General features: G+C 51.0%; 17 protein-coding genes. 14 read left to right on the top strand and 3 right to left on the bottom strand.

Annotation, left to right across the window (positions count from 1 at the left end; all coding sequences use genetic code 11):
* The first annotated feature begins 38 nt into the window (after nucleotides 1-38).
* On the top strand, nucleotides 39-2,105 hold the full coding sequence (locus tag PsW64_RS18825) for a TRAP transporter large permease subunit (protein WP_063304561.1): 2,067 nt from the start codon (nucleotides 39-41) through the stop codon (nucleotides 2,103-2,105).
* A 9-nt stretch (nucleotides 2,106-2,114) separates the two neighbouring features.
* The gene (gene dld, locus PsW64_RS18820) at nucleotides 2,115-3,800 is read left to right on the top strand and encodes a D-lactate dehydrogenase (protein WP_063304560.1); all 1,686 of its coding nucleotides are present in this window, start codon (nucleotides 2,115-2,117) and stop codon (nucleotides 3,798-3,800) included.
* A 27-nt stretch (nucleotides 3,801-3,827) separates the two neighbouring features.
* On the opposite strand, the gene PsW64_RS18815 is transcribed toward dld, so the two are convergent.
* Nucleotides 3,828-4,826 (bottom strand): LacI family DNA-binding transcriptional regulator, encoded by a 999-nt coding sequence (locus tag PsW64_RS18815; RefSeq protein WP_063304559.1) that lies wholly within the window; start codon nucleotides 4,824-4,826, stop codon nucleotides 3,828-3,830.
* Between the two features lie 110 nt (nucleotides 4,827-4,936).
* Between PsW64_RS18815 and PsW64_RS18810 the strand changes: the two genes are divergently transcribed.
* The 4 genes from PsW64_RS18810 (at nucleotide 4,937) to PsW64_RS18795 (ending at nucleotide 8,470) form a co-directional block, all read left to right on the top strand.
* The gene (locus tag PsW64_RS18810) at nucleotides 4,937-5,467 is read left to right on the top strand and encodes a gluconokinase (protein WP_057462462.1); all 531 of its coding nucleotides are present in this window, start codon (nucleotides 4,937-4,939) and stop codon (nucleotides 5,465-5,467) included.
* Between the two features lie 41 nt (nucleotides 5,468-5,508).
* Complete coding sequence (locus PsW64_RS18805; RefSeq protein ID WP_063304558.1) at nucleotides 5,509-6,528, top strand: TRAP transporter substrate-binding protein; 1,020 nt, start codon at nucleotides 5,509-5,511, stop codon at nucleotides 6,526-6,528.
* A gap of 77 nt (nucleotides 6,529-6,605) precedes the next feature.
* The gene (locus PsW64_RS18800; RefSeq protein ID WP_063287755.1) at nucleotides 6,606-7,145 is read left to right on the top strand and encodes a TRAP transporter small permease subunit; all 540 of its coding nucleotides are present in this window, start codon (nucleotides 6,606-6,608) and stop codon (nucleotides 7,143-7,145) included.
* Nucleotides 7,142-8,470, top strand: a complete 1,329-nt coding sequence (locus PsW64_RS18795) for a TRAP transporter large permease (protein ID WP_063304557.1) — start codon at nucleotides 7,142-7,144, stop codon at nucleotides 8,468-8,470. Before PsW64_RS18800 ends, PsW64_RS18795 begins: the two co-directional genes overlap by 4 nt.
* Nucleotides 8,471-8,589: 119 nt before the next feature.
* Here PsW64_RS18795 and PsW64_RS18790 read toward each other — a convergent pair whose 3' ends face one another.
* On the bottom strand, nucleotides 8,590-10,707 hold the full coding sequence (locus tag PsW64_RS18790; protein WP_063304556.1) for a protein kinase domain-containing protein: 2,118 nt from the start codon (nucleotides 10,705-10,707) through the stop codon (nucleotides 8,590-8,592).
* Nucleotides 10,708-10,943: 236 nt separating this feature from the next.
* Nucleotides 10,944-11,231 carry a helix-turn-helix domain-containing protein gene (locus PsW64_RS18785; RefSeq protein ID WP_153042397.1) on the bottom strand — a complete coding sequence of 96 codons (288 nt, stop codon included), beginning with the start codon at nucleotides 11,229-11,231 and terminating at the stop codon, nucleotides 10,944-10,946.
* A gap of 221 nt (nucleotides 11,232-11,452) precedes the next feature.
* Here PsW64_RS18785 and PsW64_RS18780 point away from each other — a divergent pair, with 221 nt between their 5' ends.
* The 8 genes from PsW64_RS18780 to PsW64_RS28350 all read left to right on the top strand — a co-directional run bounded on the left by PsW64_RS18780 (nucleotide 11,453) and on the right by PsW64_RS28350 (nucleotide 15,618).
* Nucleotides 11,453-11,845: a hypothetical protein gene (locus PsW64_RS18780; protein WP_063304554.1), complete on the top strand. Its 393-nt coding sequence runs from the start codon at nucleotides 11,453-11,455 to the stop codon at nucleotides 11,843-11,845.
* On the top strand, nucleotides 11,845-12,168 hold the full coding sequence (locus PsW64_RS18775; protein WP_063304553.1) for a hypothetical protein: 324 nt from the start codon (nucleotides 11,845-11,847) through the stop codon (nucleotides 12,166-12,168). Before PsW64_RS18780 ends, PsW64_RS18775 begins: the two co-directional genes overlap by 1 nt.
* 77 nt (nucleotides 12,169-12,245) lie before the next feature.
* Nucleotides 12,246-12,641, top strand: coding sequence for a hypothetical protein (locus PsW64_RS18770; protein WP_153042396.1), 396 nt, complete (start codon nucleotides 12,246-12,248; stop codon nucleotides 12,639-12,641).
* Nucleotides 12,641-13,903, top strand: a complete 1,263-nt coding sequence (locus PsW64_RS18760) for a protein rep (RefSeq protein ID WP_153042395.1) — start codon at nucleotides 12,641-12,643, stop codon at nucleotides 13,901-13,903. Before PsW64_RS18770 ends, PsW64_RS18760 begins: the two co-directional genes overlap by 1 nt.
* Entirely contained in the window at nucleotides 13,903-14,175 is a 273-nt protein-coding gene (locus tag PsW64_RS18755; RefSeq protein ID WP_063304549.1) for a hypothetical protein, read from the top strand. The genes PsW64_RS18760 and PsW64_RS18755 overlap by 1 nt, the downstream gene beginning before the upstream one ends.
* Entirely contained in the window at nucleotides 14,135-14,668 is a 534-nt protein-coding gene (locus PsW64_RS27660) for a hypothetical protein (protein ID WP_193757827.1), read from the top strand. Before PsW64_RS18755 ends, PsW64_RS27660 begins: the two co-directional genes overlap by 41 nt.
* Nucleotides 14,616-15,320: a helicase HerA domain-containing protein gene (locus PsW64_RS18745; protein ID WP_193757826.1), complete on the top strand. Its 705-nt coding sequence runs from the start codon at nucleotides 14,616-14,618 to the stop codon at nucleotides 15,318-15,320. The genes PsW64_RS27660 and PsW64_RS18745 overlap by 53 nt, the downstream gene beginning before the upstream one ends.
* Nucleotides 15,321-15,483: 163 nt before the next feature.
* Nucleotides 15,484-15,618 carry a hypothetical protein gene (locus PsW64_RS28350; protein WP_275078092.1) on the top strand — a complete coding sequence of 45 codons (135 nt, stop codon included), beginning with the start codon at nucleotides 15,484-15,486 and terminating at the stop codon, nucleotides 15,616-15,618.
* Nucleotides 15,619-15,650 lie beyond the last annotated feature (32 nt).

Here is a 15,650-nt window from a genome sequence, read left to right as displayed (position 1 = left end):
CCAGATAGTTGCGGCGCTGACCTGCAAGAGTGAATGCTATGATAAAAAACCCTCAGGACACTTCAGATCCAATTGAGCTCTTTGAAGAAATTCTCGAGCACGAAGACACTGACAAACAACCCATAGCCGTTGCACTGGATCACTTTGTAAAAGGCGTTGGCCACGTTGTAATGTGGGCCAACCTGCTGCTGATCCTTGCAATCGTCACTCAGGTAACAATGCGTTATCTGTTTAACTACAATTTCCCTAAGCTTGATGAACTTCAGTGGCACATCTACGGTCTGGTGACCATGGTGGGCATTTCCTATGCGCTGGTCACAGATAGCCACGTAAGGGTGGATCTGCTGCACATGCAGCTGAGCCCACGGACACAACGCTTCATCGAAATCATCGGCATTTCTGCGCTTTTAGTTCCTTTCATCTATCTCATGGTGGATCAGGGCTACGACTATTTCTACGACAGTTTCCGTGTGAGCGAACGCTCCTCCAGCCCAACTGGCCTGCCTGCGCGTTGGGCACTCAAAGCGGTGATCCCACTAAGTTTTGTTCTGCTGGGAGTTGCAGCACTCGCCCGTCTTATTCACGACGTTCACGCAATCTGGGTCGACAGTGAGAGCGAGCGGAAAGGGAAGGGCATCCGCCTGATCCTCCTCGCATTCCTTGGCTTTGCTATTGTTGCGTATGGCTTGTCTTTCCTCGTTGAGACCACCGAAGAGAAACTCGTCATTGCAATGTTCCTGAGCTTCATCGCACTGCTCTTTTCCGGTTACCCCGTTGCCTGGGTTCTGGCAGGTGTCGGCATTGCGTATTGCGGTCTGGCTTATCTGTTCGACAACGACCATATGGCCTGGACTGGCCTTGAGAGCACTTTCACCGGTCTCGACTATCTGACACTGGGCGCTACCGTGAACCGTGTTTACGCGACCATGTCCAACGCTGTTCTTGTCGCTCTGCCTATGTTCATCTTCATGGGACTGATGCTGGACGAAAGCGGTGTGGCTGAGCGTTTGATGACCTCCATGCAGAAGCTGTTCGGCACAGTGCGCGGCGGTCTTGCCATCACAGTAACGCTCATCGGCATAATCCTTGCAGCTTCCACCGGCATCATTGGCGCCTCTGTTGTGCTGCTCGGTGTGCTGTCTCTGCCATCTATGATGCAGCAGAAGTACTCCAAGTCCCTTGCGGCTGGCGTGGTGTCTGCCTCTGGTACATTGGGCATCCTCATTCCGCCTTCCATCATGCTGGTGATCATGGCAGACCAGATGGCTCTGTCTGTTGGTGACCTGTTCATGGCAGCCGTCTTCCCGGGCATCATCATTGGGATGTTGTATCTGGTGTATATCTTCGTTGTTGCTCTGGTTAAACGCGATGCAGCACCAGTACCGGAAGGCGCGAAGGCACCAGACTGGCACGCGATTAAGGATGTTTTGATCGCGGCACTGCCAACCCTGTTGCTGATCCTCGCCGTGCTGGGCTCTATCTTCGCAGGCCTGACCACGCCAACAGAAGCTTCCGGCATCGGTGCACTCGGCGCAACTCTGCTGGCGCTCGGCTACCGCAAGCTGACATTCCGCAAGCTGGTCAACGTGCTGAAGTCCACCTTCAACACCACCGCTTACATCTTTGCCATCTTCCTCGGCGCAACCATCTTCTCCTACGTCCTGCGTGAGATGGGCGGTGATGCGCTGATTGAAGAAATGGTGGCTTCCACCGGCTTTGGTGCCAACGGAACAGTTCTGTTCATCCTGTTCATCGTGTTCTTGCTTGGCTTCGTGCTGGACTGGATTGAGATCACACTGATCGTGCTGCCTCTGATGCGTCCGATCATCAATGGCCTTGGCCTCGATATTGGTGGCTATGGGGTGATTGATGAGCCTGCACTGATCTGGTTTGTGATCCTTGTGGCTGTGACCCTGCAAACCTCGTTCCTGACACCGCCCGTTGGCTTCGCCTTGTTCTACCTGAAGGGCGTGTGTCCGCCCGAGATCAAACTGACAGACATCTACCGCGGTATCATTCCGTTCGTGCTGCTGCAGTTGCTGGGCCTGATGCTGGTGTACTTCCTGCCTCCATTGGCCACATGGCTGCCATCCGTCGCCTATTAGGATGCCGAGATGAACAACGCAGAGCTGATCAAGCAGTTTGAGAAAGTCGTTGGCACTCGCTACGTTCTCAGCGACCCAAAAAAGACAGAGCGGTTCCGTAAAGGGTTCCGCTCTGGAGAAGGGGAGGCGATTGCAGTCGTACGTCCCGGTACACTGTTGGAGCAATGGAAGATACTGGAAGCCTGTGTTGCGGCAGACAAGATCGTCATCATGCAAGCTGCGAACACAGGACTGACGGAAGGCTCTACGCCCAAGGGAACCTATGAGCGCGATGTGGTGCTCATCAACACCAACCGGATGACTCAGATTCAGGCCCTGGATGACGGCAAGCAAATCATCAGCTTTCCCGGCTCTACTTTGTTTGACCTGGAGAAAATGCTGGCTCCACTGGGCCGCCAGCCACACTCGGTCATCGGCTCGTCCTGCATTGGTGCCTCCATCATTGGCGGTGTCTGCAACAACTCTGGCGGATCGCTCATCGAGCGCGGCCCGTCTTACACCGAGCTTTCTTTATTCGCTCAGCTCAATGCGGATGGCGAACTGGTTCTCGTCAACCATCTTGGTATTGAACTTGGCAACTCAGCTGAGGAGATTCTGAGCAATCTGGAAAGTGGCAATTACGTTCCAGCGGATGTGAAGGGCACCAACCAGAAGGCATCAGACAGCGAATACCACAGCCGTGTTCGCGATGTGGATGCTGCCACACCAGCGCGTTTTAATGCGGATAAACGCCGTCTTTATGAGGCCAGCGGCTGCGCAGGTAAGCTTGGCGTATTTGCTGTTCGTCTGGATACGTTCCCCAAAGCGGGTGCTGAAAAGACTTTCTACATCGGCACCAATGATCCGGCAGAACTGACTGAACTGCGCCGCCATATCCTGTCACACTTTGAGAGCCTTCCGGTTTCAGCAGAATACATGCACCGCGAAGCCTATGACATCTCAGAGAAGTACGGCAAAGACACCGTCGTCATGATCAACCACCTCGGTACAGATCGCCTGCCGACTTTCTTTGCTTTGAAGGGGGGGGTGGATGCTTACCTGAACAAGGTCAACTTTCTCCCAAAGAACCTGACAGACCGCTTCATGCAAGTGCTTGCGAAGGTTTGGCCGGATGTTTTGCCAAAACGCATGTCTCAGTATCGCAGAGATTATGAACACCATCTCATCCTAAAGATGAGCGATGAAGGCATCGATGAAGCGGGAACTTTCCTGAAGGACTTCTTTGCGTCACGCTCAGGTGACTTTTTCGCCTGTGATGCGAAGGAGGGCAAGATGGCTGCACTTCACCGCTTTGCTGCGGCAGGTGCAGCAATCCGCTACAAAGCAGTGCACGAAGATGCTGCGGAAGACATCCTCGCGCTGGACATCGCATTGCGCCGGGATGATCGCAGCTGGTTTGAGCATTTACCTGCACATATCGAAGAAAAGCTGATCCACCGGCTCTATTACGGCCACTTCATGTGCCATGTGCTGCATCAGGATTACATTGTCAAAAAGGGCGTGGATGTAGCTGCCCTTAAGCAAGAGATGCTTGAGATTTTAGACACACGCGGCGCTGAGTATCCGGCGGAACACAATGTCGGACACATCTATAAAGCGAAAACGGATCTGGTCGAGTTCTATAAGTCCATAGACCCGACAAACAGCTTCAATCCGGGTCTTGGCAAAACATCCCGCTGCAAACACTACCACTGATTAAAAAGCCAGAGTAACCACTCTGGCTTATGTTCTTTTTGTGCTTTCGCGTGCAGAGATTGTGTAACTCAAATCAACAATCGGAGTTGAAGGCGCACCTTCCTCGCCAATCACCATTGCACCGGCAAGACGACCAATCTCTCGCAGCGGAGTGGTAACTGAGGTGATGCTTGGGACGGTCTCTGATGAGATGCCCAGATCATTAAAACCGCAAATGCCAAGCTCTTCAGGAACCTTGATGCCACGTCGCTGACATTCAAACAGCACACCCACAGACAAGTCATCATTGTTGCAAAAAACTGCGTCGCACTCGGGAAACTGCGAGGTGAGCTTATCCAGCAGGGTTGCACCCAACCGCACGTTGGAAGGCTCGTTCGTCACCGCAATGCACTGCTCACGTAACTCACCATTGTCTTTGATTGCTTTTTTGAAGCCAGCCAGACGTTTCAGAGAGCGCGGGTCCATCTGCGCACCAATGAAGCCGATGTTTTTGTAACCCGAATCGATCAGATGTTGCGTCGCCGTTTCTGCGGCCTGATCATGCGAGAAACCAACAATCATATCGATGGGCTTCGGGCTGATGTCCATAATCTGTACAACAGGAACGCCTGCATTCTCAAGCATTTGCCTGGTTTCGTCAGTTTGCTCAAGACCAGAAATGATCACGCCGGAGGGAGTAGGGTTCAAGAATGATCGCAGGATGCGTTCTTCTTCCTGCGAGTCGTAATTGGTGTAACCGATCTGCATATTGAAGCGCGATCCGTGCAACGCATCGCTGATTCCGCCAAGCACATCAGTGAACACGTTGTTGGAGATGGAAGGGACCATAACCACGATGGAGCTGGACTTATTTGACGCAAGAGTAGAAGCAGACTGGTTCGGCACATAGCCAAGTTTTTTCACAGCAATTTCAACTTTCGCACGCAATGCCTCAGACACCTTTTCCGGTGAGCGAAGTGCGCGGGAAACTGTGATTGCGCTAACGCCAGCTTCTCGTCCAACATCTACAAGCGTTGGTTTTGGCATCAAAAAATTCTCCCTATTCCTGAGCGCCTTTGTAGATATTTCAGATACCTCTTGCAAAATGATTGCGCAATCATTTATAATCAAATTCTCTTAGGAGGAAAATTAGGGCCGTGGAAGACTATAAAAAATCAGTATTTGTCGTCATGGGTGTTTGTGGCGTCGGCAAAACTTCAGTGGCACGCGCTTTGGCTACGTGTTTACCGGCGACCTATGTCGAGGCCGATGATTTTCATCCTGAAGGCAATATTGAAGCAATGGGTCGGGGGCATCCGCTAACGGATGATATGCGCCGACCTTGGCTGAATGATCTTTCGCAAGCGATCGTTGACTTAAACAAACAAGAAGCAACACCTGCAGTTGTTGTTGCGTGTTCCGCCCTTAAGCGGTCTTACCGTGACATCATCCGCACTTATTTGCCTCATGCCTGTTTTATCTTCCTTTCAGGATCAAAAGATATCATTCGCGAAAGAATGCTCAATCGGCAGGATCATTTCATGCCACTTGAGCTGCTGGACAGCCAGTTAGAAATTTTGCAGCCTCCGTCTTTGGACGAGCTGCACATCAACGTCGACGTGAGTGGTGCTAAAACTGACATCATCAATCAAATTTTGCGCCAGATCATGCCGGAAACTGTGGCCTAAGGCCGCCAATATCGAATACTCTTCAGGGAGGTACTGTGAGTATGAAGTTTTTGAAATTTGCAGCTGCAGCAGTCATTGCAGCATCCACCGCCACAACGGCACTTGCAGCAGATTATTCTCTGCGTTTCCAGTCGTCTGACCCAGCTGGTAACCCGAACTTTGAACTTCAGCAGGCTTGGGCAGCACGTGTTGGCGTTCTTACCAACGACCGCGTTAATGTTGAAATGCTGCCAGTTGGCACAATCGTTCAGCACACTGAAACTCAGGACGCTGTTGCAGCAGGCATCATTGACGGTCACATCACTGACACCTCTTACTTCACCGGTAAAGATGCAGCCTTCGGTCTGATCGCAAACCCGGTTGGAGCATACGGTTCTCCATCCGAAATGCTCAACTTCATGGAGTACGGCGGTGGCAAGCAGCTGATGAATGAACTGCTGAACCCATATGGTCTGCAGTTCATCGGTGCAACCACTCCTGGTCTTGAAGCATTCATCTCCAAGGTTCCTCTGGACGGCGTTGATGACCTGAAGGGCGTGAAGATGCGCGCACCAGAAGGTCTGGTACAGAACGTATTCGCTGCTGCAGGCGCAGCACCTGTGAACCTGCCAGGTTCTGAAGTGTTCACCGCGCTGGATAAAGGCGTGATCGACGCAGCAGACTACACAGTGTTCTCAACCAACCACCAGCAGGGCATGCATGCTGTAGCAGGCCATCCGGTTTACCCAGGCTTCCACTCCATGCCATTGGTTGAAGTTTCCATGAACAAAGAAACATGGGACAGCATGCCAGCCGACATTCAAGCTATCATGGAAATGTCTGTTCGTGACTTCGCACGTGACATGACTGCCCAGCTGTCCATGCGTGATGCTGTTGCAGTAGCAGAAGCTATTGCAGATCCAAACATCACCGTTCACAACTGGTCTGCAGAAGAACGCGCTAAGTTCCGTGCAATTGCACGTTCTCAGTGGGAGAAAGTTGCTGAGAAGTCTGATAACGCAAAACGCGTTTACGCGGTACTGTCCGCTTACCTGAAAGAGCAAGGTCTGCTTGCTCAGTAAGCTGATTTAAATCGCGTGAAACATACCGGACCGTCAAGTTCCCCGACGGTTCGGTACCTAGCGGGGAGGCAGGGTGAATGTCAGATCACGAAGAAAAAGACGCTGGCCAAAGAGCCATACCTGAAGCGGGGCTGTTCGGGCGCATAATAGCAAAACTCAGCGCACTCTTTTCACTTGCAATCGTATCGTCTGCGGCAATTCTGATTTTTGAAGTCGCAATGCGGTATCTGTTTAATTCACCAACCATTTGGGCCCACGAAACCGTCATCTTCCTGACAGCGACAACATTCCTTTTTGGTGGTCTTTACTGCGCATCGACGAACAAACACATCCGTGTGGTTCTGATTTACGATGCACTCTCTCCCGAGCTTCGGCGTGTCTTCAACGTTGCTATCTCCATTGCCTGTGCGCTCGCCAGCGCCTTGTTCTCCTGGGCAGGCTGGCTCGTTGTAAAACGCGCAATCTGGACACCCGCCGGTGATTTCCGTCTGGAGACCTCCGGCTCTGCATGGAACCCGCCAACACCAGGTCTGCTAAAGCTGTTCCTGCTTGGTATCCTTATTCTCATGTGCCTGCAATTTGCAATTCTGGCCGTCAACTACGCTAAGAAAAAATGACCGATTTACTCGTCCTGATCCCGGATTTTAAAGCTCTGGGCATCGAGCTGGCTACGGTTCTGATGTTCGGCTCATTGCTTCTGCTGCTGCTGACGGGCATGCCTCTTGCTTTCGTCACACTGCTTGTTGCTCTCATTTTCGCACTGGGCTGGTTCGGCCCGGGCGCCGTGCCGCTGATCGTCAGCCGCATCTTCAGCTTCGTGAACTCCTTCGTTTTCGTCTCCGTTCCCATGTTCGTGCTTATGGCCGCGATCCTGGATCGATCGGGGATAGCCAAGGACCTGTTTGACGCCATGCGCCTCGTTGGCGGGCGTCTGCGCGGAGGCATCGCTATCCAGACGCTTCTCGTGGCTGTTGTTCTGGCAGCCATGTCCGGCATCATCGGTGGTGAAGTTGTTCTGCTTGGCGTGATCGCCCTGCCGCAGATGCTGCGTCTTGGCTACGACCGCAAACTTGCCATTGGCGTCTGCTGTGCAGGTGGCGCTCTGGGTACAATGATCCCGCCATCCATCGTACTCATCATTTATGGCCTGACCGCCAGTGTCTCCATCGGCGACCTTTTCACGGCAGCGTTCTTCCCGGGCCTGATGCTTGCAGGCATGTACGCCGCCTATATTCTGATCCGCGCTTATTCCAACCCAGAAGTCGCTCCAATTCCGGAAGCTGGCGAGATCCCGCTCACGGAAAAAATGCGTCTCCTTAAAGGCCTGTTTCTCCCGATCCTCGTTGTGGTGTTCGTTCTCGGCTCCATTTATGGCGGCATCGCAAGTGTGACTGAGGCTTCTGCCATCGGTGTGCTCGGTGTAACCATCTCAACCATCATCCGCCGTGAATTTTCAGTCAAGCTCATCATGGGAGCGGCCAAGCAAACACTTTCAACCGTCGGTATGATCGTCTGGATTGGAGTAGGGGCCTCTGCACTGGTCGGCGTGTTCAACTTGATGGGTGGTATCCGCTTTGTTCAGGCGCTGATCACAGGTATCTCCGACGATCCAACCGTCGTGATCCTGTTCATGATGCTCATCCTGTTCGTGCTTGGTATGTTCCTGGATTGGGTTGGCATCGCACTGCTTACCATGCCGATCTTCGTGCCAATCGTCTCACAGCTTGGTTACGATCCAATCTGGTTCGGCGTTGTCTTTGCCATGAATATGCAGGTTAGCTTCCTCTCGCCACCATTTGGACCCGCGGCCTTCTACCTGAAGAGCGTGGCTCCGCCCGATATAAGTCTGGGCGAAATCTTCAGAGCACTGCTGCCATTCATCATGATCCAGATCGTAGCCGTCGCCCTGCTGATCATCTTCCCCGGGATCGCAGTCAGCTAACAAAAACAATAACCACGCTGAAGAAAGAGCCTGCGACCACCGCAGGCTCTTTTGTTGTTTAAACCTATGTGCTTCTGGCAGTGACCCACTGCTACACAATCTTTATCTGCAGTATTATGCTAGATCACCCACTCTCGTTCTAAACGAAGCAACGTATCGACAGTGCCCAGTTTCTGAGAATAGTCCTCTCTCAAAGCTCCCAAGCGATCTGTCGGGTAGGGACCCGGGCCAAGCAAAGAGAGCACAGATTTCAAGTCTTCAGACAAACGTTCCAGCTCAGGCTGCAGATGTTCAACTTTCTCCCAAGCCTTCTCGGCATTTTCTGAATTAACTTTGGCATGCAATTCAGCTTCATGACCCCAGCTGCTTACAACTCGCGGGTGCGTCGCCTCGAAAGTTTGCAAGGCATCTTCTGCCACAGGTAACCAAGAAAGATCCTGCTCGCTATGAGCTTGCTGATAAGCTTCTATTTTTGCCTGGCTTTCTTTCAGTTGAGAAATAGCATCTCGCACTTCAATCTGTTTACTAGTCAAATAATAAAGGCTCACCAACACGTCGTCTGGCGGCATTTTAGACTGCTTGCCAACAGGAATTGTTAAGTCCAAAACGGCGGAAAGGCGGGTCTCCAGCAGCTCCAGCTCATGCAAATTCTTTAGCTTGGGCTCAGTCATCAACTGAGGATCAAACTGCTTAAACTCAGAAACTTCATGCGATAGAATCCTTGAAACCTCATAGGCTTCAGACTTTCGCGCACTTGTATTGTGATGAGCAGAGAACTGAGAGAGTGTATGATATGTCTTAGAAACCAGTTCACGTAGCCTCCCAAGGACAGAACTGTCTGCATTGCCCTGTTTTTCAGCTCTGATGACCGTTTTACATTGCTTACCCAGCTCGATAATCGCAAATGCAGCATCACCTTGCGATTCATTTTTTGCACGCTGCACCAAGACGTTACGCACATCACCAAAAGAGTTTCGAATGTCTTTTTCGGTCACTTGCCGCTCAGAGCGCGCATCTCGGCCATCATATTTTGGATTTGAAACCACATCTTTCAGTACAGACCGGGCTTCACTTTCCTCAATCAGACTATCCTGGATGAAAGAAAGAGAACCTGCTTCAGCGGCATCAGGTCGCTGATTAACAGAGTTTTGCAGTCCGTCCATAAAGCGGGAATAATCTGTTTCAACCGCCGCGAGCCCCGGGATCTTAACTGCGTTTCCTTCATCATCCCTGCTAATTTTCGTTGAATGCCATAATCCAGCATTTGGCATGTGGTTTTGATCACGAAGCCCTTGTTCAACGCCAGAAAGAAGGGTCGCACCAACTGAGAACACATCGCTCTTTTCAGAAGTTTCAGGATGTCTCGGGTGTACCTCAGGGGCTTTATAGTCCTCGGTAAACCCTTTAGCGGTCTCTCCAGCTTTGGAGTGTAAACCAAGGTCAATTATTACAGGCTCACCAGTTTCTGCGCTCACTACATAATTGTCTGGTTTGATGTCATTGTGAACTAAACCAGCCTTACTGATATGACCGGTAACATCCAACAGTTTCTGCCCGATATATTGAACACTGCCCCAATATTGCGCGCTGGAGATATCCCCCGCCTTCCACGCTTGATTCAATTTGCGCATGGTGACACTGCCACGATCGCCAACAACTTCATCCATCACCAAGGCTTCTTTGACCAAACTACCGTAGGGTACCGAGGCCATCCCATAAACTTTCCCTAGGTTTGGGTGCTCGCCTGCATTTTCATAAATTGTCTTATAAGCACTCAGTTCAGCCTTCAGGTGCCCGGCGGCGACAGTTCTTTCAATTTTGCCGACAAGATTGTGACCATCTGCTGTCGTATAAGTTGAGATATGGCTCTCACCCTCTGCAAACTTCTCAGTAATATTTGGCTTTAATGTCGAAAGATCTGGCGCATCTCCCACTACAAGCTCCCCAACCCAGTCATATGATTTAGGGAGAGTTTCTGGGACTGCTTTTAATGCAGCAGTGCCATTCAGTAAGGGCGATTTCAGCGTCTCTTGCGGCAGCTCCTTTCGAAGCTGCTCAAGTTGCTGCTCCCGGTTTCCCTTGAAATTCAGAAACTGCTCTTGCGTTTCAACACCAAAGGAGGAGCCTTTATCAGATGTATAGAGCTTAACCGACTCATTTTGCGCGGCGGTTTCAGCCTCAACAGGTGTATAAAGAATCGGAGAAATCGGCTGAGATACAATACTGGTGCTGGGCAATGGCCTGTCTTTCAAAAAATGGACACACCACTTGCATAAATCAGAACAACAACCTCCGCTGTATCAATCGATACATGCAACCCACGCTAACGAACACTTCAATAATAGCCACACATCTTAAAACGCAGATGTTCCAGGCAGTTCAATGCAGCCAAACACCCATTTTCGCAGAACCAACCATATGAAACAAATCCATGTTTATTTGTTCCATATATGTTCACTTTCCGCCTATACTATCACGCTGCTTGTGGGTTGGTTTCTTTTACATACATCGCCGCAATCTCTTCCCAATGCTGCCGCGCCTTGCCTTGTTCTCGCTGCATTCTCGCCCAAAGTAACCAGCGCTTGGGATCAACTTCTGCTAACGCACAGAAATCACATAGAATTTCGTCCGTCGGAATGAATACCCCGCGTTCATATTGCGTCATGATGCTGGCCGCAATACCTACTTCAATAGCAACTTGTCGCTTGGAATTTAGGCCGGATCGGACGCGGGCCCTCTCAAGTAATTCTCTAATATTCATCGCAACCACCAAGTATATATCATTCACGCGATTTGGAATGTAACACGACCTGACGCGGGCTTGCAATTCTTGGGCGCATATGTCTGGAATTGGAAGTTGGCAATTCAATAGCCAACTAGACAGGGCGCAGGCTCCTCGGCTCGGTAACTACCCGAATTCACGCAAGAAACTGGACCTACCAGTCATCCGGGGAGCCGCTTCTAAAGATTGGTAGGTTGTTGATGATTTACAATTTCACAAATCGGAATGGTGTTCCCCGCCCTGTAGAAGTGCAAGGCGAGCTCTCCCTTGAGCAAGAGGCTCTTCTTGCTGGCTTCATCTCTCAATCAAGTGTTATGTGGAACGAACTCTGCGTAAACAAGGCGCGTTTAACTTGGCAAGGGCGTAATATCTTCAAGCAGTTAGACCTTCGGGGGTTAACATTCGAAGAAGAGCTTTTCATGTTACGTAGCTGCTATGTTGAGGCTTCCCTAAGGGAAATGCATGACATGCATGGTTTGGTGTACAGCCTCAGAGGCAATGAGCCTCAGCAGGACACCCCTGAAACCCTTCCCCCTCATATCAGCGCTGAGCAGAAACGCTTCAACCGCCTCTTTACCGGAAAGGGCGTGTGATGCCTACCTACAAGCTCTCTATTCCCACCCCCATCTTAATGTTAACGCGCACAATCACGAGTTCTCACGAGCTAAGCCAAAAGAACTTGGACCTGATCAAAGGTGCCCTTGAGTTCAACGAGGCCGCGCCAGATATCTACGACAGCTACCAGTTCGGCCATAACAGCGCGACTGGGCATCGTAATTTCTATCTGTCTGGCGTTCATCCCTTCGAATTCTACCGGATTATTCGTGTGTTCGATTTCTCTGAAATTGGCATGCAGGACTATCGGGATCTCAAAGGGGATCTTTCTGCAGCGGATGACGGGGAGATTTCGTTTTGAAAGCTCGCCCTATCACACACTTAATAGCCCCTAGTTGGGGCTATTTTTGTCGTACGGACTTAGATGATGAATATGCCTTGAGCGCGTCTCCTGTAGCCATGGATGTGTTTAAGGCATGGGTGCAGGGCGCGGCGGTCCTGCATCCTCTTTCTGATCTGGAATTCATTGCAGCTGTAATAGCTCCCCAGTGGCATACGATTGAATTCAGCCAGTTCAACGAGGTCGAACCGTTTTTCGTTGCACAGTGTAATTTTCTCTATCCAGACGTTGCAGACATTCTGGCCGGCCTTCTCGTTGAAGAAGGTCGGCCTTTTGTGATGCGTCTCAGCTGGTACGGCCAATTTCAGCGTGAGACGGTCATTGACGCTCGTGACTTCAAAAAGGGTCCAGTGGCCTATTTGCGCACGAAGTGCTCTCAGGGCCGCTCTGAGCTTCTCCAAGTCTATGAAAATTCTTTACTGAGGGCCGCATGATGTCTGGACTTGATACAGTCGCGAACAATCCCACCAGAAATTCGAAATTCCAGTGTGAGAACGCCAAGGATTATCGCCATAGGCTCCGCAATCGGGCAGGCGAAATTCTGGGCGGCGAACATCGAACCTCCCATTGTGGCCGTCGCCGTTGTTCCGAGGTCGTTTCCGTCCACAAAACCAAAACGGGAACTTGCTATCGCGGGATTTCCACTTGCGGGAGCATCTGGACATGCCCCGAATGCGCTTCCAAAATCTCAAATGGCCGTGCTGAAGAAGTTGAGGAACTGGTTAGAGCCCATGAACGCCAAGGTAACGGCATGGTTTTCATGAACACCCTGACCATGAGGCATACAAGCCATGACACGTGTAACGAGTTGCGCCAGCTCTTGCTTTGGGCTTGGGATCAGCTCATTCGCTCCGGTCACTGGAAACGAGTGAAAGAGCGCTTTGGCGTTCATGGGTATATCCGGGCTTTCGAAATCACCCACGGGGTGAATGGCTGGCACCCACACTTGCACATTTTGTGGTTTACGGATGAGCTGTCAGAGGAAGAACAGAACGAACTGAAATTCGAGATTTTTGATCGTTGGTCTGATCTGATGGCAAAGAAGGGCATTGAAGTTTCCTTAAAAGCCCAAGACTTCTATAAGGCAGAAAACCCGCAAAAAGCGGGGCAATACATTTCCAAATGGGGTAGCGGGGCAGAAATAGCCAAGGGTGCACTGAAACGCTCTGAAAAAGGCCGCTCCATTTGGCAATTGATTGATGATGCGGACAACGGCTCAAACTCAAGTGCTGTGCTGTTTGCCGAATACGCCAAAACCTTCCACCGTGCTCGGCATCTCACCTATTCGCGGGGTCTTCGCGAACGCTACCAGCTCAAAGATGAAGCCAGCGATGAGCAACTCTCCATGGCTGAGGAAATGGAAGCGCACGAAATTGAGGAAGGTGGCGAGGTTTTCCGCTTTGATCCGCATAGCTGGATACAGGTCGTACGCAAACGGCTCACTGCTCAGGTGCTAGGCGCGGCCATGATCGGTCCAGATGAGGTTGAGAACCTTCTCATACGCCATGAGATTGATTTACCAGAATTCAAACCAGAAGCTTACGGGCCAATTTCGGGGCAACTGGCGCGAATACCGGAATACACCGGTTTCGTACGTACGCCAAAGGGCACTGGCTCTACCAAGGTGCTCAACCAGTCACACGTACGTAGGGAAATGCAAAGCCTGAAACCAGAAAAAGAAGATGAGGCTGCATAATGGCTGAGAACTCAGTTGGGCGCGGCAAGTGCTTTATTTGCTCTGCTGTCGTGGACTTGCGAAAAAACAAGGCCCAAAAACTCTATTACACCTGCAACGGTGGGCATGACCCACAAGGCAAAGGCTGCAACTCAGTTGTGACCATGGGCGAAATTCGCTCCGAGAACCTCGAACGCGAACTTCGGGCTTCTCAAACCGCAAATAACGATAACAACAACGCGGATAATGATGATGACAAACAACCTACAGGAAGCAACTGGCTCCTTGGATGAGCCTGAAACCGTCACAGGACCGGATTTTGATGCGTTGCAGGCGGAATACGCGCCTGACAACGACAATCTTAAAGGTTCTGGCGAAACACCAGAGCAATCGCCTGGTATAGATGCTGCACCTGAATTCCTGACAGAAGAACAGTTCTACCAGAGCTTCAAGGGCATGTTGGCGGCTCCAAATATTCTGTTTCTCATGAAAGGAATGCAGCCGCTCCAATCTCTGGAAATCACACCTCCAGAGGAACCAAGTGCGCGGGCTGCAACGGACTACCTTTACAAGATCGCGCAAAAATCGCCGTTGCTGCGTTGGATGATCCAGCCAGAGAACGAAACGCTTCAAGGCTTGCTCGCCATTGGGGCCTTTGCCGTTCCAAAAGCGCTGGCGATTAACGCTGAACTCAAATCACGCGCTGGCTCTTCTCAAAAGCCAAACACAGCGGGTGCTGCAAACGACAACGTCGCTGGGGGAACTCATGGAACACAAGCAAGCTGAGCGCGTTTTTGTCTGCGGGCGCTCCGGGTCGGGCAAGTCTACCATCGTGAAGGCGATGATTGCCGAACTGAAGGCCGTTAAGCTGATCGTGTTCGATGTTCAGGACGAATACAGCAAAGGTAAACCGGGTTGGGTTCGTGTGACCAACATGAAAGACCTCATACGTACGATGAAAGCCAAATGGAAGAAGGGCTTTAAGATTGCGTACGTACCTACGGGCGATCTCATGGCGGTTATGGATAAAATCGCCAAGCTCGTATGGGCTTTGCAAGAAGCTTACGAAGCGGGTGCGGATATGCGCCAGTTCACGTTGGTTGTTGAAGAGGCTGATACTGGTATGCCCAATCGAACCATGCCAGCTGGGATGGATGGCATCCAGAACCTTTCAAACCGTGGGCGACATCGTGGGATTAACCTGATCGGTGTTTCTCAGCGTCCAGCCCTCGTTCATACAACCTTTAGAGGCAATTGCAGCTCTCAGTTTGTGTTTGCTCTGGCAAATGACATTGACCGCAAGCAGATTTGTCAAACGGTCGGCCCTGAGTTCAAAAAAGAGCTTAGCCAGATGCCTAATTTCAAGTTCTGGAAGCTCAAAGATGGTCGAATTCAGCGCGGTCATACGACCTCCTCGGGCCGTTATAAGCTGTCTTGAGCGTACGTACGTAGGGTTGCGATTTTTGGCTTGCAACCCTACGGAAACTCACTTCAATTAACCCATGCAAAAACAAGTGCTTATCACAATCATTTCCAGTGTCGCCGCAATGGCGATTTTTGAAATGGTGGTTCGTCCTCTCCTCAAGCAACAGGGTTAAACCATGCCAAAGATTGGTAATAGCGATATCAAAGCGGTTGGGGTCGTCATTGTCGGCGTATTCCTTGCTGGTTATATTATGAACCAGTTCCGCTCAAATACCTACGTCGCAAGCGCGATTGACGGTTTCGACGCCTAATCTGGCCTTTCACCAAAAACAATAAGAACAAG

This window comes from Pseudovibrio sp. W64 (genome assembly GCF_001623145.1).
Classification (GTDB): domain Bacteria; phylum Pseudomonadota; class Alphaproteobacteria; order Rhizobiales; family Stappiaceae; genus Pseudovibrio.
Note: the sequence above shows the minus strand (reverse complement) of the source record. Positions and strands in the feature narration are given on the sequence as shown.